16 protein-coding genes and 1 tRNA gene are annotated in these 23,326 nt (G+C 35.9%); 2 read left to right on the forward strand and 15 right to left on the reverse strand.

Annotated elements, in window-relative coordinates; genetic code table 11:
• Positions 1-11: 11 nt before the first annotated feature.
• The 14 genes from WJN01_RS00390 to trxB form a co-directional block, all read right to left on the reverse strand.
• Positions 12-458 carry a protein-disulfide reductase DsbD domain-containing protein gene (locus WJN01_RS00390; RefSeq protein ID WP_445195194.1) on the reverse strand — a complete coding sequence of 149 codons (447 nt, stop codon included), beginning with the start codon at positions 456-458 and terminating at the stop codon, positions 12-14.
• A gap of 19 nt (positions 459-477) precedes the next feature.
• Complete coding sequence (locus WJN01_RS00395) at positions 478-3,294, reverse strand: M16 family metallopeptidase (RefSeq protein ID WP_445195195.1); 2,817 nt, start codon at positions 3,292-3,294, stop codon at positions 478-480.
• 386 nt (positions 3,295-3,680) lie between these two features.
• The gene (locus WJN01_RS00400; RefSeq protein ID WP_445195196.1) at positions 3,681-4,583 is read right to left on the reverse strand and encodes a S1 family peptidase; all 903 of its coding nucleotides are present in this window, start codon (positions 4,581-4,583) and stop codon (positions 3,681-3,683) included.
• A gap of 143 nt (positions 4,584-4,726) precedes the next feature.
• A complete protein-coding gene (locus WJN01_RS00405) occupies positions 4,727-6,055 on the reverse strand; it encodes a thioredoxin family protein (protein WP_445195197.1) in 1,329 nt (442 codons plus the stop codon).
• A 25-nt stretch (positions 6,056-6,080) separates the two neighbouring features.
• Positions 6,081-7,424: a thioredoxin family protein gene (locus WJN01_RS00410; RefSeq protein ID WP_445195198.1), complete on the reverse strand. Its 1,344-nt coding sequence runs from the start codon at positions 7,422-7,424 to the stop codon at positions 6,081-6,083.
• Positions 7,425-7,586: 162 nt separating this feature from the next.
• Positions 7,587-9,074 (reverse strand): hypothetical protein, encoded by a 1,488-nt coding sequence (locus tag WJN01_RS00415; protein ID WP_445195199.1) that lies wholly within the window; start codon positions 9,072-9,074, stop codon positions 7,587-7,589.
• Positions 9,075-9,086: 12 nt separating this feature from the next.
• Complete coding sequence (locus WJN01_RS00420; RefSeq protein ID WP_445195200.1) at positions 9,087-10,196, reverse strand: hypothetical protein; 1,110 nt, start codon at positions 10,194-10,196, stop codon at positions 9,087-9,089.
• Positions 10,197-10,206: 10 nt separating this feature from the next.
• Complete coding sequence (locus tag WJN01_RS00425; RefSeq protein WP_445195201.1) at positions 10,207-11,640, reverse strand: RagB/SusD family nutrient uptake outer membrane protein; 1,434 nt, start codon at positions 11,638-11,640, stop codon at positions 10,207-10,209.
• 11 nt (positions 11,641-11,651) lie between these two features.
• Positions 11,652-15,278: a SusC/RagA family TonB-linked outer membrane protein gene (locus tag WJN01_RS00430; protein ID WP_445195202.1), complete on the reverse strand. Its 3,627-nt coding sequence runs from the start codon at positions 15,276-15,278 to the stop codon at positions 11,652-11,654.
• A gap of 91 nt (positions 15,279-15,369) precedes the next feature.
• Positions 15,370-16,563, reverse strand: a complete 1,194-nt coding sequence (locus WJN01_RS00435; protein ID WP_445195203.1) for a FecR family protein — start codon at positions 16,561-16,563, stop codon at positions 15,370-15,372.
• Between the two features lie 88 nt (positions 16,564-16,651).
• Entirely contained in the window at positions 16,652-17,209 is a 558-nt protein-coding gene (locus WJN01_RS00440) for an RNA polymerase sigma factor (protein WP_445196283.1), read from the reverse strand.
• Between the two features lie 267 nt (positions 17,210-17,476).
• Positions 17,477-19,015, reverse strand: coding sequence for a T9SS type A sorting domain-containing protein (locus tag WJN01_RS00445; protein ID WP_445195204.1), 1,539 nt, complete (start codon positions 19,013-19,015; stop codon positions 17,477-17,479).
• Positions 19,016-19,335: 320 nt separating this feature from the next.
• Positions 19,336-19,410 (reverse strand) — tRNA-Pro (locus WJN01_RS00450).
• A 112-nt stretch (positions 19,411-19,522) separates the two neighbouring features.
• The gene (gene trxB, locus WJN01_RS00455; protein ID WP_445195205.1) at positions 19,523-20,503 is read right to left on the reverse strand and encodes a thioredoxin-disulfide reductase; all 981 of its coding nucleotides are present in this window, start codon (positions 20,501-20,503) and stop codon (positions 19,523-19,525) included.
• A 164-nt stretch (positions 20,504-20,667) separates the two neighbouring features.
• On the opposite strand from trxB, the gene WJN01_RS00460 reads away from it, so the two are divergent.
• Positions 20,668-21,141: a hypothetical protein gene (locus WJN01_RS00460; protein ID WP_445195206.1), complete on the forward strand. Its 474-nt coding sequence runs from the start codon at positions 20,668-20,670 to the stop codon at positions 21,139-21,141.
• A 45-nt stretch (positions 21,142-21,186) separates the two neighbouring features.
• The gene (locus WJN01_RS00465) at positions 21,187-22,152 is read left to right on the forward strand and encodes a D-2-hydroxyacid dehydrogenase (RefSeq protein WP_445195207.1); all 966 of its coding nucleotides are present in this window, start codon (positions 21,187-21,189) and stop codon (positions 22,150-22,152) included.
• 5 nt (positions 22,153-22,157) lie between these two features.
• On the opposite strand, the gene uxuA is transcribed toward WJN01_RS00465, so the two are convergent.
• Positions 22,158-23,318, reverse strand: coding sequence for a mannonate dehydratase (gene uxuA, locus WJN01_RS00470; RefSeq protein ID WP_445195208.1), 1,161 nt, complete (start codon positions 23,316-23,318; stop codon positions 22,158-22,160).
• Between the last annotated feature and the right edge of the window lie 8 nt (positions 23,319-23,326).

Consider the following 23,326-nt stretch of genomic DNA (forward strand, 5'->3'; position numbering starts at 1 on the left):
GCTGTTCTAATTTATTCTACGTTGAACTTCAAATCGACTTCCGTAGGCGGTAAGCATCTGCTGTTATCACACACCATAAATTCCACTGAACCATTAATTATAAATGGCAACTTTGATTTAAGTTTTATACGTTGTTTGAAATCGGCTTTAGTTTCAAAATACTTGATTTTCATTTCAAAAATGGGGTCATCAATCGTATGTCCTTCTTCTTCAGAGGTATTTCCCTTTTTTAAATAATCGGTGCTTCCTTGGTAGCTAAAACTTGTTGGAATAGGTCCATCTTCGGGTACATCTTGTGAATACAAGTGCCAACCCGAATCAATTGTAGCTGTTGCAACAAGTTCGTACTCTGAATCTGAAATTTTATTTACAGAGGTAGTCCACTTTACGGGTTCCAATATTTGTGCCTGACCAACAAAAGTTGTGATTAAGGCTATAACTAAAATTAATTTTTTCATTTTTTGAAGTTAATTATTTTTAAACTTTTTGTTTTGGTTTAAAGATTATTTCATACGATTTTCCGCCTTCAAGCACCTGCTTCGCAATATTCTGAACATCTTTTTTTGTCATTTTGCTTACAATGTTCTCAAAGTTTTTGGGGTCATTCAAGTTCTCACCAAATCTGAAATACCTTGTAAGCAACTGCATATCAAACCCATTTTTATCTTCAGCTTGTTCACGTTCCTTTAAAAAGTTTGTTCGTGTTTTATTTAAATCGTCATCATTGATTATGCCATCAGCTATTTTTTTCAATTCACCGTTCACAATATCTGCCAATTTATCGGCCATATCCGGATTACAATCAAACCTAAAAGACACATAAGCCATCGATTTTGGCTCCCTACTAAAACTTGCCCCTGCGTATGGACTATACGCACCACCTTCAGATTCCCTCACAGTTTCATTAATGCGTAACTGCAAAATATCTCCCAAAACTCCTGTGTAAATTACATTTTTTCTAGAGAATGGCATCTCTTTTTTATAGGCAATATCAACTCGAGCTTTCGGGTCTTCCATCGTTAGATAAATATCTTTATCCATATTGTTTGCAATCCATTCGGCACCATTGTCTTTATAATTCTCTTTTTTGGCTTTTGTTGGTATGCTTGCTATATATTGCTCTAACAATGGCTTTAATTGCTCTTCTGATACATCACCAACAATGAAAAATTCAAAATCGGAAACATCGGCGAATCTATCTTGATATATGGCTTTTATTTTTTCAAATGAAATTTCTTCGGCATAATCTTGATTGAAAATACGTTCCTTTGGATTGTTTTTACCATACAATGCAACAACCAAACTATCGCGCATTTGCTCATTGATGTTTTTACTTCTTCTGATTAAATAACTATCTATATTACTTTCCAAAACCTTGAAAGCATCAGTATCAAAGCGTGGTTTTACAAAATACACATGTGCCATTTGCAACATGGTTTCAACATCTTTGGTGTTTGAACCACCAGAAAGTGATTCTCCTATCTCATCCAAACCTATTCTAACGCTTGCAGTTTTTCCTGCTAAAACCTTTTTTAAATCCGTTGCACTAAAATCGCCTAAACCGGACATTTGCACCAAACTTCCAACCAAATTAGCTGATGGTAAATCATCATCACTTAAAAGTGATATACCTCCGTAACTCATGGCCTGCATGGCCACTTTATCCTTTTCTTTGTCCACAAATTTATAATGCACTTTCACACCATTGCTCAGTGTAAATGTGGTTGAACCAACCACCTTGTCGTGCACTGATTTTACGATTGAACCTGGTACAATGTTTAAATCTGACACTAAAGTTTTACCTGCCAAAGATTCTGTATAAGGTTGCAAGGCCTCATCGTTCTCTATAGCTTGAATGATTTCCTTTGCTTGTTCCTCGGTTAAGTTATCTTGCCCTTCAACCCCTGTAACATTTAAAAATCTGTTGTTTTCTGTGTAAAGCTTCAATAAAGTGCTGTGCAATTCCTCGAGGGTGATATTGGCGAAAATTTCTTTCGCAATCTCATATTCTTTTTCAATATCTGTTATGGTACGATTTTCCAAGAAATTGTTTTGAATCGCTCGTTCTATTTGCCCGTGATTTTTATCATCATTTTTGGCAATTTCGTTTTCATAAGACGTCTTTAAATTGGCAATGGCCCTATCGAGTTCAGCCTGAATAAAACCAAACTTAACGGCTCGTTGCACTTCGGTCATCACCTCTTTAAAGGCCTCCTTTTGCTGATTTGGTTTAGGATAAACTGAAACATACAAATAGTTTGATGTTCTTGATAAACCTGTGAAACCAATTCTACCAGCCAAAAACGTGGCTTCTGGCTTTAGGGCAATCTCCGAAACCCTAGATGATAACATGCTGGTTGCCATAGACTGTAATAAACTACGTTTTAAATCCGCTATAGTTTCATTTTCCAAAGATTTTTTGTGGCGAATGCCAAAATTTATGGATGCTGAGGACACTTCGGGGTCTGTACCCAAACTGAAACCCATTTTGGTGTTTTCGGGTATGTCAACAATGTAACGTTCCTTAGGATTTTCAACGGCTGGAATATTTGAGAATTTATCCTTTATTTTTTGTTCTACTTCTTCCTCATCTATATCACCAATTACAGCAATAGCCTGCAAATCGGTTCGATACCAATCGTGATAAAAATCACGGAGCGCCTTATATTCAAAGCCTTCAACAACAGACATTAACCCAATGGGCATTCTGTTGGCATATTTGGAGTGATTATACGAAATGGGCATTGAAATTTTCCATAATCGTCTTTGCCCACTTTGACCCGAACGCCATTCTTCCTTTATTACACCTCGTTCTGCGTCAATTTCTTCATCGGTTAACAATAAATAATTGGACCAATCACGCAAAACTGTTAAACAGGTATCAATCAAATTATCTTTAGTTGGAATATTGTTTAGGTTGTAAACCGTTTCATCAAAACTGGTATATGCATTAATATCCTTTCCAAATACAGCCCCGTGCTTTTGAAGTGTGTTTAAAATACCTTTTCCAGGGAAACTTTCAGTACCATTAAAAGCCATATGCTCCAAAAAATGAGCTAAACCCTGCTGGTCTTCGTTCTCTAAAATAGAGCCCACATTTTGAATGATATAATAACTTGCTGCCCCTTTAACCACATCGGTACTTTTAATATAATAGGTCATTCCGTTGGGCAATACACCCTTTTTTATGGTTGTGTCTGTGGGCAATAAATCTTCATAATTAAGCTTTTGCGCCTGACCATTTAAGGCTATTGCGACAAAAAAAGAACATGTAAAAACAAGAATACGTTTCATTGAATTAATTGTTTAATGGGTAAAAATAAATTTTTAACTGTCGGTATCATTTTATTTAAGATACTTTTAATAAAAGAGGACCGCTTTGTCCAGCCCTCCTCTTGATTTCTCTTCATATATAGAGTGACTAATTCAAATATGAATAAAACTAAAAGCATAGTCTTTACATATCTAGATGTTCTATTTAAACTTTACCCCTATTAATAAAATGTTAAAATTCAATTTTAAAATATATCACTAATGGAAAAGACAATCATTGTCATACATATATAAGACGCCTTAACACAAGAGAAGAGGGACAAAATGCTAAATATGGCAAATAATTTGGCAATATATTCTTTTTGCTAAGCCGTTTACTTTTATTTTCTACAAATAATTTCAACTTTTTAATTGCCTTCCTTAATTAATTTTAAAAGACTGGAAGCAGGAATTGTAGCCTTCAATACCATTTGAGTTTTATCAGCATCATCTGAGTGTTGCAAGGTTTTAGTATAAGTAACTGTTCCCATTACATTACCAAACTGATCAATAATAGCTGCACCACTTGATCCAGCAGCGAAATCGGCTGATATCGCCATAATATTTCTATATCCCCCAATTTTAAGTTCACAAAATTTATCGGTAACCATACCTGAAGAAAAAGCATAAAAATATCCTTTTGGATGGCTTACTATATATGCTAGATCCCCAATTTCGGCATCTTTTGTTGCCACACTTAATGCTGGAAGCTCAACTCCTTTAGGGTCAATTTTTAAAATCGCTAAATCGTTATTTTTATCTGCCGATAACACTTTTTTCACCGGAAAAATAGTGCCATCTTTCATCATAACTACCAAAACATCTCGGGCCTTGGTATTCTTACGGTATACAAAACCACTTACCACATGATAGTTAGTTACAACAATACCTTCTGAATCTATTATATACCCCGATGCTGGATAAGTATTAACTTTCTTAGATTTTTCTCCTTCCTCATTTACCTCATCAGATCGTCCGGCAGGAGAAACAATTACCGCTGCTTCTGAGACTAAATCATATATCTTTCCTGGGCTTAGTTTTTTCTTTTTCATGGATTTAAGGTTAACATCGATTGAGTTATAACCTTTTTCTTTAAACATTGTATTTAGCGAATCTCCCGACACAACATTACCTTTATCGATCAACTTCCCAGCCTCAACCTTTAATGCTACTTTGTATTTATGGATATTATTTTTGTATAATTCCTGACCATGTACAGTAGTTGCTATAAGTATTAATACTATAAAAAATGGTTTTAAAAAATGCCTCATAATAATTAAGTTAATGGTTTACCTGATTTATTCAGATTATAATATGAATTCGTTTAAACTTTTTTAAATTAAACACTAGGGTAATTGTTTTAAATTTTACGCATCTAAAACCTATACATGAAAATCAAGTAAAATTTAGAATGTTAAAACAAAATATCGTCACCAGCTTTCATTAAGTCTAAATCTCTTTTGATGGTTGAAAGCCTTTTTAAACCTTCCTTTTGGCCCAGACCATAGGCTTCTTCCTTAAGCTCAATAGCCTGGTTTTTGTCACCAATCAAATAAAGAATGTTCGCATAATTGCTTGTGTTTTCAGCTGAATTGGGACGAATGTAATAGGCCACTTCCATCCAAGACAACACTTCCTTTTTCTCCGCTTCAGTATTTGCGAAAGTCACATAATCTTTAACCATACCGTAAATTTCTGCACTCTTGCGAAGAGAAAAAGGTCTTTCTCTTTGGGCTTTTGAATCTCCCTCAGCTTTTCTAACCAACCATTCCTGATAGTAGATTCTCAAACTTTCTTGATCAATTTCAGCCACATAATTAACAATGTCATCATGCATTAAGGCTTTATATTTTTCTCCCTGTTTAGTATTCAAATAGTAGTAAGCATAAATTCGCTTTTTTTGCGCATTATCCACTGTAATCCCAGTTTCCGGTGCTCTTTTCAAAGTTAACTCTATTAATGTTGTATCACGTTTAATAATGGCATATTCGGTAGATGTTTTCACCATACTTTTGGGAATGGATTGATAGATTTCTCTAATATCTTTTCTAACATACTTTTTCCAAGATTTGGTTTTTAAATTTTCGTTAATAATACGATCTGCCTCACCTCCATAAACAATTTGCTTATGATGATTTGCTAATAAGTTCACCATAGCCTGACTTGAATCGGCAATATTATTTTGAACTTTTAAATACTGTTCCAGAATATCTGTGTAGTTTTTATCCGTTTTTATTTCTAATAACTTATCTAAGTACTTTGCCAATAAAGTTTCGTCTTCTTTATTTTTATTATAAAGTTCAGATAAACGTGCTACACTATTAGGGTTATTAGCTGAAGCCATAGCCGCCTTTGCTTCATTCAGAAACTCATCAGCAGGCATAGCACTTGACGATCTATAAACCACCTCATCATTCGTATCTATAAAAACATAGCTCGGTAGCCCCTGAATACCATATTTTTCCTTTAGTTTTGGTCCGTTACCTTTTTCAATATTCAATTTGTAAGACACAAAATGCTCATTGAAATAAGCGCCCACTTCGTCTTCCATGAAAACAGTTTTTGCCATTTTTTTACATGGTGCACACCAATCGGCGTACCCATCTACAAACAACACCTTATTTTCTTTTTTTGCTTTATTGAAGGCCTGCTGAAAACTTCCGTTTTCAAAATTGATGCCTTGCGATGCTCCAAAAAAAGGCAATATAGTTAAGCAAAACCCGATTATTATTTTATGTAACATGAACCTACTTTTAACTTTTAATACTTTAAATTTCCTCACCTTTCTGCATTTGCTCTAACTCGTAAACCCTACTCACCCTTTTTTTGTCATACTCAGGCCAATTATCCACAGCTTGTTGCTTTAAGGCAATTGCCTTTTTAGTTTTTCCCTTTTGATAATACATATCGGCCATGAGGTTATCCATATAATAGGCGCTTGAACCGAATTGATAACCGTAATCTATCCAGTTTTCAAGGGTTTTGTAATCGTTTTTGCTGTTAATTCGATGAAGGTAAGCACTGCCTTTTTCATGTAGGTCTTTTACAATTCTACCACCTGTTATTCCATTTTTATAGGCTTCCCTTAAGCGCTCGGCATCTGGAGAGTTATTACCGTCAAGAGCTTTAATACGCTGTTGGTAAGACTTCTCGTCATCTGTTTTAATTTCACTTACAACGTTGGCCTTCATTAAACTGTCAACATATTGTTCTACAACATTTTTATAGGCTATATCGTCTTTTATCATGGAATAATAAATCATTTTATACTCTAGAAGGTTGCCCTTTTTCTGAACGTGCTCCGGCAAGGTTTGAAAACGCTCCATAAAAGCGAGCCATAACTCCGCATTTTTGGTATCGTAGGCTAAATTTTTAGTGTTTTGAACGGTTAATATTTTAAACCGCTCTAAATCCTTTTCTTCCTTTTGGGTGGCAATATCCATATACTCATCAAAATTGGCCAGAAGAATTTCTTCACCTTTGGAGTCCATTAAAATATAATTTTGATATTTCAACAAAAACTCCATCATATCTACATCGGCCTCCTCAATTTCGGTTTGTACTTTTAACCAAGCATCAATACCATAGGCAGGGTTTTGGCCGTATTCCAACATTTTATTGAAATAGATTTTAAGGAAATCGGCATCGTTTTGTTTGTTGGGAAAATCGGCTTGCAAACGCTCTAAACTATATTCGCTGTCAACAGATTTTAAGGCATCTTTCCCCAATTGAATAAAATCTTCTGCCGGTTTCATACCCGTTTCTTTATAGACCACATTTCCATCAGCATTTAAATACAAATATGTGGGGTAGCTTGTTACTTGATATTTTTTTGCGTCGGCCAGCCCTTCTTTTTCTGCATCCAATTTGATGTTTATATAACCTTGATTGTAAACCTCACCAACCTCGGGCAACGGAAATATTTTCTTTGCCATGGCTTTGCAGGGGCCACACCAAACGGTATAGAAATCAATAAAAACCAATTTGTTCTCGGCTTTGGCTTTAGCAAGGGCTTCTTCAAGTGAAATGTGTTGAAACTCGATGCCTTGTGCACTTGAACTAATAATGTTTGCAAACATCAGTACCAATAGCACAAGTAGATTTTTTTTCATGAAATGATTGTCTAAGTTTAAATGGAGGAATCTCATTTTTTATAGGCTTCAAAAAAGGTTTATATTAATAAGACGTAATTTTTTAAGTTTGGGGTGACATTATAAAACAAAAAAGCTATTATGATGAATAACAGCTTTTTTGAACAGTTTAATCTATTGTTGCTAATTATAGAAGAAAGCATACGTTTCGGTTTCACCTTTATAGCCAAAAGCCCCATCTGTAAGCAGTTTTGTAATAAGTGATATATTTCCGTCTTCATCTGTTTCATAACTGAAACTAGGTTGATACAAATAAGAACCATCGTAGGTTGGGTCTGTCGGTACTGTTTTAGTCATCATGTACTTATTGTACAAAATATCTTGAAATACAGTAAACATAACGGAACTTACTGCATCATGAAATGGTGGTAAATTTTCTTGATATGTTGGAATGAGCACAGGATCATAATCCTCCCTGTGTTGTCTTCTAACTGTATTACTGCCCATATAACTGTTTGTCTGGAAATATTCCCCAAAAATATTCTCTCCCAGTCCAAAAGGATCGCTATAATAAATATTGCTACAGGTAGAGCTTCTTCTGAAAGAAAGTACTTTTGTAGTAGCACCCTCGTATACAAACTCACTGGCCTCCTTGGTTAGAGAACTTTCAGAAATGAGGTTTCCAGCTTCGTCGTACCCTAAATCCTGCCTTTCTATATCTATTAACTGTTTTGTGCCCTCAATGTAGTTAAAGAAGTGAATGGCATCGCGATCAAAAGCGCCGTCAGAAGCAATATTTCTATATATATATTTTGAAACCATATTAAGCTCATTATACTCAAACCTAGCAAGATAAATTACACCACTTGGAAAATTTATGCCAAACGATGTTATATTCTCGTCATCATTGTACTCAATTAAAATCTCTGTTTGAACATCTAAGCGGTTGGTATAGAGTATCCTGTTTGGTTTTTTAATTGAAGTACTTTTACGCACATTCACAATGGTGGTAGATTCCTGTCCCATATTATCAGTTACTATAATCTGGATTGGGTATACTTCTCCGGGTTCCAAATTTCCTAAGAACACCAAAGCTTCCAATGGCATTTCGTAGAGTTCATCATTAGGGCCAGCTTCAAAACTATATTGTACTTCGCCTTGAAAAATAACTTGAACCGTGTTTATGGTGTTTAACCCTGTAGAAATGGTTCCTTTTAACAAATATGCGGGAGCGGCTACAGCCACATTATTACCTCCTACCAACTTAACCTCTGGAAAAGAAAACCCTTTAACCGAAATTCTTATTCCTCGGTTAAAAGTTCTTAGGTCATTATCAGTAACCTTAATGATGTAATTAAGCACTGTGTCTTTTTCAAAAGGTGTTAAATCTACCGAGTATGTGAAATCAAATTTTGATTGGTTTGTATAACCATCAATAGTTTCCAATGTATTATAATCCAAAGCGTTCAATAGCAAAATTTCATTCACGCCATTGGGGACATCCATTTTCATATTGATGTCGTAATGGTCAGCCGTATCTCGTCTTACTTCTACACGCTGATCTTCAATCTCAAAACCAGGATCTGGGAATATGGGATCTTCTTGACAAGCTTGAAACATGAGCAACAAACTGAAGCCAATTATAATGCTATAGATAAAATCCTTTTTCATACATTTTTGATTTTAATTTAATACTTCCAAATCGGGATTGAGTGATAAAATATCAATGCCCCAATCTGTAAGCACATCCAATAAAATTTTCATATTGTCTCTTACCACTTGAGGATAAGCCAGAATTTCATCAGCATCCCTATGTATCATCTCAGTTAAGTAAGCTCGCACGTCTTTTTCTTTACTATTAACAAATTCATCATCTGGTGCAATAGCCTTTAAGTGTGTAATGCGCCCAATAACCCCAAGATAATTCCCATCTTCATCATAATATTGGTAAATGGTTCCTATTTCAGAATCGAAAAAATATTTTGAATCAATAAATCCTTTTTCATAAAACCAATCTTTGTCGATGACAAAAACCAATTTTTCTTCGTCAATACCTTCTTCGTCCCTGTAAACTGGTTCTATTTCTAGACCATAGTAATTACTTTTAACACCATAAAATTCATTAGGAATTTGGTCGTAAAGGTTGTGCATCCCGATGATTCTGCATAAAAGTATGTAGAAGTTGTCCTTAGCAAACTTTTCCACATCACTTATGTCATCTAAATTGACTGAAAAAACAATTGAATGGTCATTATATACGGTACGAAGTTCGTTTGTTGCTTCACTGCTGAAACGCGATTCTGTCTCGATGATGACATTTGACGCTTCTCCTGGTACATTTCTCGATGTGAAAATTGAGTGGCTTACCAATACCTTGTAGGGCATTAATTGTGCTATGGCAGTATTGGGCTTAAAGTATTTAAATAGATTATCATCCAATAAATCAACCACGGCATTTTTATATGTTTGATAATCATCTTGATTTTCAGATGGAACAATACCAGTTTCATCATTATCAAACAGTGTACTTACTTGGGGAATTTCAACACTTCCCCATTGGGCGGCCTCAGAATCCGACGAAGCTGCATAAGCAAAATCCAGAATCTGATTGTATTCAAACAAAATCCCCATATTAAAATCGGTGTACAACCTTTTAACATCGGAATTGGAAAAATCTATCTGTGAAGCAACCCTATCCTCATCCAAATTTGTGGGGTACAACTCTGCCTCCGTTTCACATGATGAAAACCCTAGAGTTAAAAAAACCAGATATACAAATACGTTCCTGTTCATAATTAGCCTATTATTCAATTATTGGTATCTTTTCATAACGTTCATTATTTCTAATGACCGGATTGTTCTCTCTTTCCTTAAGCGGAAGTGGCAAAGTATAATTTATGTCGTTGGACAACAGGGTAAAAATTTCCTTACCTAATTTTGCTCCATTGTCTTCAATTAATGTAAACTCGTGTTTTATTTCTGGACGGTTTTCCATTCTACGCAGGTCGAACCATCTGTGGTGGTCTTCAAAGCACAGTTCTTTTCTCCGTTCCTCCAAAACAAAATTTAGCACCTCAGCATCAGTTGATGGATATGCCACTTGGGAAGCATCAGAATAACGCTTGCCGTGTAATGCTTTAATATCATTGATGGCATTTGCAACCTCTCCCTTTTTAGCATAAGCCTCTGCCCTGTTAAGGTAGGCCTCCGCTACCCTAAAATTGGCAAATCCTAAATTGGTATATAAACCTGTTTGATATTTTTTTGTCCGGTAATAAAAGTTTCCTGTACCGTCTGAAACACGCAAAAAGAAGGCTTCTTTTCTAATATCTTCATCATCATACAGGCCAACCAATTCTTGATTTGCCCTGTAAAACACCTCTCTTAATGATGTACCGATAGAATACAGACCAAACACTGGGTTTGTTGTGTAGTATGAATATAAAACCTCGGAATTGTTTTCGGTAATAAATGGAAAGTCTGCAGAAATTTTTGATAATCCAGCTACTCCCATTACTTCATTGGCATATTGTATGGCTTCATCCCATTTTTTTTGGTACAATTTAACTCTGGACATTAATAAATTACACGTAGCCGTATTAGGATGCCAAATTGTTTTTTCAACACCGCTCTTGGCAATAAGGCTTGTTGCTGTTTCAATATCTTGCTCGATAAAAGCATAGCATTCTGCAACTGTATTTCTAGTGTAACTCAATTCCACCCCAATATTATCCCTAATGGGAACGCCTAAATCTTGATTGGCACTTGAGGCATCGTAAGGCGGACCGTATAAATTAAGCAGATTAAAGTAACTAAGGGCTCTGATAAAATATGCTTCTCCTTTTATATATTCTATTTCCTCTTCGTCACCTATGGCTCCGTCCACAAGTTCAATTACATAATTGGCAATGGCTACATCCTCATACATTTGTTCCCATGCATTATTGATGTTATTAACCCTATTGCCATCTTCATCAATCTCTATTTCGCGTTGCCAAGCATAAGTTGTTTTAACAGGAAATTTTACAGAAGTAAAGGCTTTGGGATCTTCGGTAACATTATCCGTCATATAATCAACCGTCCTAAAAATTGGGTACTGACCGTTAAACTCTTTAAGCAAAAGTGCTGAATAATGGTCCGTTTTTTCAGGAATCAATTTATCCTGATCAACCTCATCTAAAAAATCACTGCATCCAACAAATGGAACCAACAGCAGTATGTATATCAATTTTTTCATCTTCATCTTTTTTAGAAACTCATATTTACACTTAAACTATAGGTTGGGGAGGTTGGCAAGCCAATACCATTAACCTGTTCAGGATCTTGACCCCTTAAATTCCTGTCAAAGGCAAAGTAAGACAGGTTACTTCCTTGTAAGCCTATGTTCATATTGTTTATGCCAATGGTTTCAGCAAATTCTTTTGGCACATTATAGGATAGTGTTAACGATTGGAATCGGAAATGACTCGCACTTACAACCCTGGCATCACTGTTATCATACATCCACCAAGCGTTTCTACCTTGAGGCACTACATTTCTGAAATTCGTTACATAAACAGTATTAAGTCCGTCGGCAGTCGGGTTTGATGTAAATGTTTGATTGTAATTTGAAAGCGTTGGAATATCGGTAAGAGCCTCATCGCCAGATTGCCTCCATCGGTTATTAAACTCAGAGCTCATATTTTCATAGGGCAATGGTAAATTTTGGTTGCCGTTATACAAGCTCAGTAATCTAGTTTTATACCCTAATTTATAAGTAAAATTAGCTGATAATGTAAAATTTCCAGACCTTATTTGGGTTCCAAAACCACCATAATATAGCGGTACCCTACTGCCTTGATAAACCAATGCCGCTTGTAATTGCTCTTCAGCGGTCATGTTTTCTTCTACCAGATGCTCAAATGTCGGTAAGCCTTGTTCGTTTAGTCCGGCAAATTTATAAGAGAAAAAACCATTGGTTGGAAACCCTGCTCGGTAAATATTACCTTGTAGATAATTGCTAACCGTTAAGCCTGCTACAGCACCATCTTCAAAGCCTTTCAATACTCTATCCCTTGCATAAGAAAAATTAAAATGCGTGCTCCACGATACATTTTTGTTCTTAACATTTATGGTTCGTATAGAAAACTCATAGTTGCTTACGTCCTTACTACCCGAATTGAACATTTGCACCGCATTACCATTAACCAATGACACCGGTCTACCCTGCAATAAATCAGTACTTTTTGAATATGAAAAATCCAATGCGCCACTAATTCTTCCTTGAAGCAGACTGTAGTTTAGCCCTAAGTTGGTGGTTTCGGTTTTTTCCCAGCGTAAATTCGCATTAGGAAATTCACTTAAACTTGCCGTATTTTCAGGATAATAAACTACATCGTTTCTACCATAATTGGTAATAATCAAATAAGGACTGGCATTAGGCATGGTGCCTCTTACTCCAAAGGACGCCCTGAGAGCCAACTCATCAATAGCTTCTGAATTTACCATGAAATTTTCGTTGTGGATATTCCAACGCCCAGAAACGGACCACGTAGGTTTAAATTTATACCGCTCATATTGCCCAAAAGCATTGGAACCATCACTTCTCATGTTGAAATTAAGAACATATCGATTATCATACACATAATTGAAAATACCGAAATACGACATGAAATTTTGTACTCTATCGGTGATATTCGGATAAACATTATTGTTCCCCGATACAGTTAACCAGTTAATCATGGCATCATAATCGTACGAATCGAAATCCAAAATAGTTCCATTATCACTTGGTATGGGAGACACTCTAGGCAAAGCAACAAACCCTCTACCTTGATAATGGTTATAACCTGGAACTGTAAAACCAGTAGCCCCCCAATAATTGATGGAACGGGCTTCTTGACCTAGATTTAAGTTAAAGGAATGGTTATTAACCCTTAAGTTATAATTTAATTGATTGGTTATGGCATAAGTATCTTGGCTTACCATACCGCCAGAATATACGCCACCAAATGGAAGTGTGCTCCCTAAGTTCACTCGACTTTCAATTAAATCCTCGAAAGCATCGAAGGTACGAAGTTGTGCCGCATAAAAGGTGTCTTCCGTAATCCACTCTTCGGTTAAGTTTGTTGTATTTCTGTAACTGGCTTGTGTTGTAAATCTAAAATGGTCTAAGAAATCCCAACGTAAAGAACCCGTAATCGAAAAGTCTTTATTGGTAATATTACGCTCTGAATTGGCCATTTCGTTCAAAACATTATAACCGGCATAAGCTATACCATTGGCATCTGAAAGTATGCGCTGGCTTTGCTTAAAATAATTTCCATTTTGGTCATAAATAGGAATTGTTCTACTTGTGTAATAAGCTTGATTGAATAGGTTCACAGAAGTATGGTTATAGGCCCCTTTTTGAATAGATCCATTAATTCTGAAGGACACTAAAACATTATCTCGAACGTCTAAATCAAGATTTGAACGCGCTGTAATACGGTTTAAATCTACATTTTGCTCGGTTCCTTTTTGGTCGTCATACCCGAGTGAAAAATAATATTTAGCATTTTCACCACCACCAGATGCACTTAGTGAATGTCTTTGACTAAATGAATTGCGATATAAAGCCCCAAACCAATCACTATTTAAGGACTCCAAATAACTTACTTGATTTTGAAATTGCTGAAAATTGCATGTACCGTCCCATAAATTCAACAAGGCGCCTTCGTAACCCAATCTGTCAATATTATCGTAAGATTGGCTGTATCCTAAATTACGTTGGTACATTTCGCGCGAAACATCAATTCGCTCTTTTGAATTCATTAAGTTCATATCGGAATATGCAGGCGCCTGCACAAAGCTCAAACCGTTTGAGTAACTCATAACAGGTTTTCCCTCTTTACCTCTTTTTGTAGTGATTACAATAACCCCATTAGCAGCTCGTGTACCATAAATAGCCGTAGCCGATGCGTCTTTTAAGATATCTATTTTGGCAATATCTGAAGGGTTAATTCCAGTAAGCGCGTTACCAATTATATTTACATTGTCAAAGCTATTGATATCCTCTGCATTTAAAGGCACCGGGTCTTCATAAATAACACCGTCAACAACCCACAACGGACTTTGGTTTCCCGTAAAAGTACTTCCGTTACGAACACGTATTTTTGCGGCGGCACCAGGAGTTGAACTTAAATTTGTAATCATCAAACCTGTTGCTTTACCTTCAAGCATTTTATCAACACTTACCGCGCTAACAATATCTAAGTCCTCGGCACTTACTGAAGCAATGGAACTGGTTAGCTCGCGCTTATCTATAGTTTGATAACCTGTTATGACAATTTCATCCAAACCTAGGTTTTCAACTTCCATTTTAACATGAAGCTCCATGGTTTTATTAACCTTTATCTCCTGCGTTTTGTAACCTAAATAAGAAAATATTAAAATGGCTTCATTCCCAGGAAGTTTAATGGTAAAATTGCCATCAAAATCTGTGGTCGAGCCTAACCTACTTCCTTTCAACAATACGTTTACTCCAGGAATAGGTTCGTTTGTTGTTGCATCAACTACGCTTCCTGATATAATTAAGGTTTGGGTTTCAACAACCTTACCGTCTTCTACTATAACCACAACACCGTCAACTAATTTATAGGACAAATTGGTTCCGGCTAGAATCTCATCCAGCAAATCTTTTACGGTGACCCTTTCCTTGTTTACAGAGATTTTATCCAGTTCGGCTATTTTTTCATCATTGAAGAAAAAACTGTAATCTGTTTGTTGCCTGATAACTTCAAACAACTCCGAAAAGCTCACATTGGTTAAATTTATCTTTACAAATTTAGATTGAGAATACGCTTTTGCATTTAAACTCAGCATAGCGGTCATCATAAAAACAATTGACAATCTCATATTTATTTTATTCTTATGTGTCTTTTCAAATAACAGAAAAGAGGTTAGTAATTTTCTTTTGATATACAACTTAATCTGGCAGACGGCAAGATTATTTAAACACATGTATTTTCTTGTTATCCTCTACTTTTATGTTCACGGACATTTCTGCTTCAATAATTTTTAAAATACTGGTCATATCATTATATCTTGGAAGATCTCCAGAGAACTTAATGCTTTTTAAGCTTTCATCATTAAAAACAACTTCAACATTATACCATCTGGACATTTTAGACAGAAAATCTTCCAACGTTACGTTATTTAGTACGAAACGCCCATCTTTCCAAGCTATGTAAGGATAAACATCAACAGTACGCTTGTTCATATTCCCCGAAGTTTTATTGAAGATAGATTGTTGGTTTGGTGATAAGAATTCCAAATGCCCGGCTTGTGTACTACGAACTTGAACTTTTCCTTCCACCAAGGTAGACACCACATTGGCGTCACTTGGGTATGCCGATACATTAAATTCAGTACCCAACACTCGTATTTCTTGATTTTCTGAAGCCACAATAAAAGGCATATCTTTATTCGGAGCAACATCAAAATAAGCTTCACCCTTTAAGCTTACCCTTCTTTCTTTACCAACAAAAGGAACAGAATAGGTTAATTCGGTTTCAGAATTTAACCACACTTTTGTGCCGTCTGAAAGTACCAATTGATACTCGCCACCTCTAGGCACTTTTAGCGTATTTGTTTTGCTGACTATTTCCTTTTGTTCTTTTGAATTGGTATACTGAAGAACACCATCGTTATTTTCAGCAAGAACCTCACCTTCATTAATTTTGTTCTTTGAAGCTTGTTCTAAGTTCACAACTGCCCCATCAGACAATACCAATTCTGCATTTGAAGAACCAGGCGCAATGGTTGACGCCTCAACGGTTTGATAATTATTTTCTGGATTTGAATATTCATATAAAGAGAACACTGCAATACCCAATATGAATATTGCTGCTACTGACACCGCCCATTTTACTACTTTTAATCTTATAACTTTAGCGCGGTTATCAGTAGAGCCCTCCATATGCGCTAAAAAAGATTTCCATTCCTTTTCGGTGTCAACCTGCCTGAGTTTGTATTTCCAGGCCGTAAAAGCCTCTGGATTCAGAATATCTTCGGCGAGTTTCCTGTTACCAGGCATTTGCTCCCATTCATGTAACGTTTTTTGCTCGGCTTCGTTTAAAGAGCCCAACACTTTGCCTGCTAAAAGTTCTGAATTTTTTATTTGATTGTTTATTTCTTCCATTTTACCATTAAATTACAACAAACTAGAACGTTGTACATAATAAGGACGCAACTTTTACTACAAAGGGTGACAGGTTTGTTAAAAATCTCTAAAAAAATTGAATGAAATTTGTTAGCAATATGGTAACAAATTGGCTTCCAAGCGTTTTTCTAAGTTTTGAATAAGCCCGCTTCTTTACTGTTTTTACTGAATTGATAGTGATATCCAGTTCGTCTGCGATGTTCTGATTGGTATAGCCCTTTAGTGCTAAATTTACAACTTCTTCAGCTTGGGGTGAGAGTTCCTTTATAGCATCGTACAATAGCTTGTACGTTTCTTCTCTTAATATTTCGTTTAAAACGGACTGTTGGCTGACGGTAAGACCTTCGTCCAAAGTTGTGCTATTGTATTTTTTATCTTTTCGAAGCTGACTGATGCAGGCATTTTTCACTAAAACGTAAAGATAAGCTTGAAGTGCCCTTTCACTATTAAAATCTTCGTTATCCCTTTGCCATAATTTAACAAAGGCTTCTTGGGCCACATCTTTTCCTTTGTCATCGCTTCCTAAAATCCGGGAACCAAGTACACACATATGAGGAAAAAGACGCTCAAAAATGCCCTTGAACTCTAAGCTATTATATTGAATGGTTTTACCAGATACTTTCATTATCACACAATCCCCAGGGAGTTTGCTTAATTTGATTTTAAGCCAACTGAGTATTCAACAAAGTTATAGAGAATATAACATATTTTGTAAACTTTTGAACAAAAACCATTATTTAATGAATTATTAAAAGAAAATTTAAAAATTCACCATAATACGCTATGTTATTTTTTGAATATAAAAATTTAGAATATTAAAAATTAGGATAATCATATAAAAAAAGCCACCTATAATTATAAGTGGCTTTTTTAAAATTTATAACAAGTTAACTTATTTCACGATAAGCTTTTGTGTATAGAAACCAGAATCTGTTTGGGCTTTAAATATATAGAACCCAGTATTCAAGTTTAAATTGATTTTTTGGGATTGAAGCACTCCTTGTTTAACAGCTTTTCCTGTAACATCGTAAATACTGTAAGCACCGTTTACCAATGATTTATCTACAGTAATATAGTCTTTTGCAGGGTTAGGATATGCGGCGGCAATACCTTTAAGTCTCACATCAGAAGCTGAAAGTGTTGTTGGATCCAACTCATACAATTCAGTACCATATGCATTGGCTGACCCGTCATCATCACCTTCAAAATACAGTTTTCCGTTTAACTCGAACAACCACTCGCAATCAAGATCATCAGTAGCATCAATGTATGACCAATCTGTTCCATTTTTCAATCTGTAAATATGCCAATCCGTGTTATTAACACCATTTCTACCTACATAAAATAAATCGGCACCAACACCAGTGTAATATCTTGGGTCGTGTGAACTGTAACCTGTAACGTTACTAACTTGGGTTACTGTATCTGCAACAGGGTCAAAAACCCAAAGTTGGTCACTTCCATCAGCATCGCCTTCAAAATAAATTTTATCGTTCCAAACATAAAAAGACAAACAACCATCTACACCTGCAGTTGTAGCTGCCGCAACAGGTATAGTTCCGCCTTCTGTACCATCAGATTCATATAAATATCCAGAAGTTTCAGCTTTAAAATATAGTTTCCCATTAAGCACATTAAGGTTATTCACACCGCTATTACCTGGGCCTGAACCTGTAGTGTTTAATCCTGGCATAATATCTTTTACCAATTCAAACATACCAGAGGCAGGATCGTAACTGTAAAGTTCGTAACCAATTTGTGTTGGATCAGTAGCATCTTTGGCAGCATCTATAGACATTATACCATAAAAATACACTTTACCATTATATGCAGTTATATAAGAAGATGAAATAGCAGAGGTATTGCTACTTATATGCTCTGTACCCAATGTACCAACACTATTGTTGGTTACAGCAGAAGCACCAGTGCCATCAAAAACATACAGAACATTATCCAAACCAGGACCTTGTGCGTAAACAAAATAGATTAAACCGCCCAGTTCACAAGAATTATTGAAGCCAGGAACACCAGTAACTTCTTCTAAGTCATCTTCGGTAGCATTAAGTTTGAATAATTGACCTCCAGCATCTGTGGTCGCACTGAGATACAAAGAACCATTATATTCAAAAAAACCTTCCGGTTGAGAGCTTGTTGATCCACCGCCTGTATCCTCAGTTCCTCTTATATTTTTAAACAGCATAGTTCCACCTGTTGTACCATCGGTAACCCAAAGTTCGTCACCGAAATCTACACCACCAGTGTTAACTCCTGAGCTATCATCAGCCTGAAAGTAAGTTTTACCGTTAAAAGTATACGAGTCGTTTGGGTTTGAATCTGAAGACCCATCATTAATATCTTTTACTAGGGTAATTTGTGCACCAGCAGTAAGAGCTAAAGCCAATGCCAAGCATGAAAGTAATTGTTTTTTCATAATTGAAGTTTTAGTTAATTAATATGTTTTAATCTGTTTCTTATTACAGATTGATTAGAACGTTATACTAACAGGACGAATAAATTTAATAAGTGGGTGACAACTTCAAGAAAAAAAATTAAATATTTTTTTAAACCTTAAGTTTTTCTGGGTATTCTTTTGTAGTTAGTCTTAATTAAAATCTATAAAATGCTAGGTAAAAATGTATGACCAAAAAGGCTTTTTTAAAATAAGAAAGCTTATTAAATGAAATAAGTAAAAAAAAATTACTGTTACGATTCATTCAATAAGCTTTTAGAAGGTATCTTACGATACAGATGTCGGGATGACAGGATTTGAACCTGCGACCACACGGCCCCCAGCCGTGTACGCTAACCGGACTGCGCCACATCCCGTTTAAAATTGGGGTTCAAAGAAAACAATTTTAAACATATTTTAAAAATATATTCCGAAAAAATAAAACCGAAGCTTTCGCTTCGGTTTTATTTAACTCAATTATTTATTTACCTAGTTATAAGTAGATGTTGACACTTCAAAAGTGGAATCCTTGGCTGCCAAATAGCGTTCTGCATCTAATGCAGCCATACAACCTGTTCCCGCAGCTGTCACGGCTTGACGATAAACATGGTCGGCAGCATCACCAGAAACAAAAACGCCTTCCACATTGGTTTTTGACGTTCCTGGAACATTTATAATATATCCTGTTTCATCCAAATCTAAATAACCTTTGAAGATATCAGTATTTGGTTTATGCCCAATGGCCACAAAAAAGCCAGTTGCTGGAATTTCGTGTTTTTCATTGGTTTTGTTGTTAAAGACCCTTACGCCTGTAACCACTTGTCCGTCGCCTAAAACCTCATCAGTTTCAGTATTAAACAAAATCTCAATATTCTTAGTGTTTTTAACACGCGCTTCCATAATCTTGGATGCCCTAAACTCATCGCGTCTTACCAACATGGTTACTTTTTTACAAAGTTTTGATAAGTAATGTGCCTCTTCGCAAGCAGAATCTCCAGCGCCTACAATAACCACTTCTTGATTTCTATAGAAAAACCCATCGCAAACAGCACAGGCAGAAACACCTCCACCTAATTTCAAATATTTTTGCTCAGAATCCAAACCTAAATACTTTGCGGAAGCACCTGTAGAAATTATCACAGTATCAGCATGAATTTCCTTTTCGCCATTAACCCAAACTTTGTGTAAATCACCGGAAAAATCAACTTTGGTAATCCATCCGTCTCGCACATCTGTTTTAAAACGTTGCGCTTGGGCTTGTAATTGCATCATCATTTCTGGACCAGTAATACCATCAGGGTAACCTGGAAAATTTTCAACCTCATTAGTCGTGGTTAATTGTCCCCCTGGCTGTGAACCCTGATACAAAACAGGACTCATATTGGCTCTTGCCGCATAAATTGCAGCCGTATAACCAGCAGGCCCCGATCCTATAATGAGACATTTTACTCTTTCGATATCATTAGACATAATCATTTCATTTTAGAACAACAAAAGTAGAATTTTTGATCAAAACCTTACCTATAAGTTATTAACACTTTACTATGATCAAATATTTAAAATCTATGGTGATAAAATTTAATGTTGTTTTTTTTTGTAAATTTATTTGATGTAATCAACAAACTAAACAAGTCATGAGAAAAAATCTATTCTTTGTTCTGGCATTATCATTATTTTTTATTGGATGTAAAAACGACACTGAATCTACTACCCAAAAAGCCATAGAGGAGGCATTAGATGAGCCTTCCATAAAAGGGACTTGGGAAATGACCAGTTATCTTAATTATACTGGTGACGGCTCTGTGGATACCATTAAGACATCTGAAAAATTCATGCAGATGAAAATGTTTTCCGAAACAAAATTTATGTGGAATAGGTTTACTACTTACCATCCATCTGAATGGTTTGGAAGCGGAGAATACACCTTTAAAAACGATACGTTAACCGAACGTACCGTATACGGCTCAGAAGCTTTGATTAACGTTCTGGAGAAAGATAGCATACACAGATTAAGCATTGTCTTCATTGACAATGATTCCTATATGCAAACGGAAAGAGATAGTCTAGGAAACCCTATTTACGGCGAAATATACCATAGAGTTAAATAAATATTTTCACTTACAAATTTTATATTTTAAACTGGCATTCTACTTATGAAAATAGTGGTACTGGATGGTTACACCCTTAATCCAGGTGACTTAAATTGGGAAAGCATCAAGCAATACGGAGACCTAACGGTTTTTGATAGAACACCCTACAATGACAAGGATATTATCAACAACATTGATGACGCAGAAATTGTTTTAACCAACAAAACACCACTTAATGGTTCAATTTTGGCAAAAACGCCCAATTTGAAGTACATTGGTGTTTTAGCTACAGGCTATAATGTTGTTGATATTGAATTTGCCAAAAAAAACAATATTATTGTAACCAACGTTCCCGACTACAGCTCAAGTGCTGTCGCCCAATTTACTATGGCTTTGTTATTGGAAATGTGCCATCATGTTGGGGCGCATGACACAGCTGTAAAAAACGGAGAGTGGGTAAAAAGCAAAGATTTTTCCTTTTGGAATTACCCGCTCATTGAACTATCTGGAAAAACTTTGGGCATTATTGGTTTTGGAAAAATTGGTAAAGCTATGGCTAAAATTGCCCAAGTTTTTGGTCTAAAGATTAAGGTTTACAACAGAACAGTTTACACGGAATTTGAAAATGATACTTTGAATTTTGTCGCCCTAGAAGAATTGTTAAGAACTTCGGACATTATAAGTCTTCATTGCCCATTAACCAAAGAAACCGAAGGTTTTATAAATAGCAGAAGCATTGCAAAAATGAAAGATGGCACTATGATAATCAATACATCCCGTGGGCCTTTGATTAATGAAACAGACCTTACCAATGCACTAAATGAAGGCAAATTGTCTGGAGCCGCACTAGATGTTATTTCAAAAGAGCCTATGGAAAAAGACAACCCATTATTAGGTGCAAAGAATTGCATCATCACGCCCCATATTGCTTGGGCACCGAAAGAAGCACGCATACGCTTGATGCAAACAACCGTTGAAAATTTAGAAGCATTTTTAAGCGGAAAACCCAAAAATGTAGTAAATGCTTAGTAGATTTATGAACTACGCGAAATACCCATAGCCAAACCTCGTATTTCCGCTAAACCCCGTAATCGGCCAATAGCGGTATAGCCCGCATAGGCGCTATTAGAATCTAAATCTTGCAACATTTGATGCCCATGGTCTGGGCGCATAGGCAATTGCACTCCCCGTTCCTTTTCAATATCCAAAACCGCCTTAACAACCTCATACATATCTGACGAACCCTCCAAGTGATTATCTTCAAAAAAGCTACCGTCGTCTTCACGTTTCACATTCCGTAAATGTAAAAAATGAATACGGTCACTAAACTTTCTAATCATTTTAGGCAAATCATTATCTGGATTTGCACCCAAAGACCCTGTACAAAATGTAATGCCATTTGAAGGGCTATCAACGAAACCAATTAAATCATCTAAATCCTTTTCCGACTTTATAATTCTGGGCAGCCCCATGATATCGATTGGTGGGTCGTCTGGATGAATGGCCATAACAATACCATGTTCCTCGCAAACGGGAATGACTTCATTTAAAAAATAAGATAAATTGGCTTTTAAATCGGCATGCGATAAATTATCGTATTGGGCAATCATGTCTTTAAAAACAGGAATGGTTAAATCATCAACCGTACCTGGTAAACCTTTTAAAACATTATCTTCCAATTGTTGTTTTTCATCTGAAGTCATTTCGGAAAAACGAATTTTGGCTTGGTCTAAAATTTCAGGAGTATAGGCCTTTTCAACACCTTCCCGTTTCATGATGAACTTTTCAAAAACGGCCATTTCAACTTTATCGAAACGAAGCGCGGTGCTTCCGTCATTAAGTTTCCAAAACAATTGCGTACGTGTCCAATCCAAAACAGGCATAAAATTATAGCAAACATTTTTTACACCACAAGTGGCGACATTTTTGAGGCTTTGCTTATAATTTTCAATACGCTGCAAATAATCCCCTTTACGTAGTTTTATGTTTTCATGGATTGGAATACTTTCAATAAAGGTCCATTCCAAACCGTTTGATTCAATTGCTTCCTTTACTTTCAGAATTTCTTCAACTTCCCAAACTTCACCATTGGCAATATGATGTAATGCTGTTACAACCCCAGTAGCCCCAGCTTGTTTGATGTGAGATAACTTGACTGAATCTGATACTCCAAACCATCTAAATGTTTCTTTCATATTTTTTA

It is taken from the genome of Tamlana sedimenti (assembly GCF_038148895.1).
Taxonomy (GTDB): domain Bacteria; phylum Bacteroidota; class Bacteroidia; order Flavobacteriales; family Flavobacteriaceae; genus Tamlana.

Excerpts from the sequence above, each read along its gene's own strand:
- WJN01_RS00390 (WP_445195194.1), bottom strand. The coding sequence starts at position 458 with ATGAAAAAATTAATTTTAGTTATAGCCTTAATCACAACTTTTGTTGGT.
- WJN01_RS00395 (WP_445195195.1), bottom strand. The coding sequence starts at position 3,294 with ATGAAACGTATTCTTGTTTTTACATGTTCTTTTTTTGTCGCAATAGCC.
- WJN01_RS00400 (WP_445195196.1), bottom strand. The coding sequence starts at position 4,583 with ATGAGGCATTTTTTAAAACCATTTTTTATAGTATTAATACTTATAGCA.
- WJN01_RS00405 (WP_445195197.1), bottom strand. The coding sequence starts at position 6,055 with ATGTTACATAAAATAATAATCGGGTTTTGCTTAACTATATTGCCTTTT.
- WJN01_RS00410 (WP_445195198.1), bottom strand. The coding sequence starts at position 7,424 with ATGAAAAAAAATCTACTTGTGCTATTGGTACTGATGTTTGCAAACATT.
- WJN01_RS00415 (WP_445195199.1), bottom strand. The coding sequence starts at position 9,074 with ATGAAAAAGGATTTTATCTATAGCATTATAATTGGCTTCAGTTTGTTG.
- WJN01_RS00420 (WP_445195200.1), bottom strand. The coding sequence starts at position 10,196 with ATGAACAGGAACGTATTTGTATATCTGGTTTTTTTAACTCTAGGGTTT.
- WJN01_RS00425 (WP_445195201.1), bottom strand. The coding sequence starts at position 11,640 with ATGAAAAAATTGATATACATACTGCTGTTGGTTCCATTTGTTGGATGC.
- WJN01_RS00430 (WP_445195202.1), bottom strand. The coding sequence starts at position 15,278 with ATGAGATTGTCAATTGTTTTTATGATGACCGCTATGCTGAGTTTAAAT.
- WJN01_RS00435 (WP_445195203.1), bottom strand. The coding sequence starts at position 16,563 with ATGGAAGAAATAAACAATCAAATAAAAAATTCAGAACTTTTAGCAGGC.
- WJN01_RS00440 (WP_445196283.1), bottom strand. The coding sequence starts at position 17,209 with ATGAAAGTATCTGGTAAAACCATTCAATATAATAGCTTAGAGTTCAAG.
- WJN01_RS00445 (WP_445195204.1), bottom strand. The coding sequence starts at position 19,015 with ATGAAAAAACAATTACTTTCATGCTTGGCATTGGCTTTAGCTCTTACT.
- trxB (WP_445195205.1), bottom strand. The coding sequence starts at position 20,503 with ATGTCTAATGATATCGAAAGAGTAAAATGTCTCATTATAGGATCGGGG.
- WJN01_RS00460 (WP_445195206.1), top strand. The coding sequence starts at position 20,668 with ATGAGAAAAAATCTATTCTTTGTTCTGGCATTATCATTATTTTTTATT.
- WJN01_RS00465 (WP_445195207.1), top strand. The coding sequence starts at position 21,187 with ATGAAAATAGTGGTACTGGATGGTTACACCCTTAATCCAGGTGACTTA.
- uxuA (WP_445195208.1), bottom strand. The coding sequence starts at position 23,318 with ATGAAAGAAACATTTAGATGGTTTGGAGTATCAGATTCAGTCAAGTTA.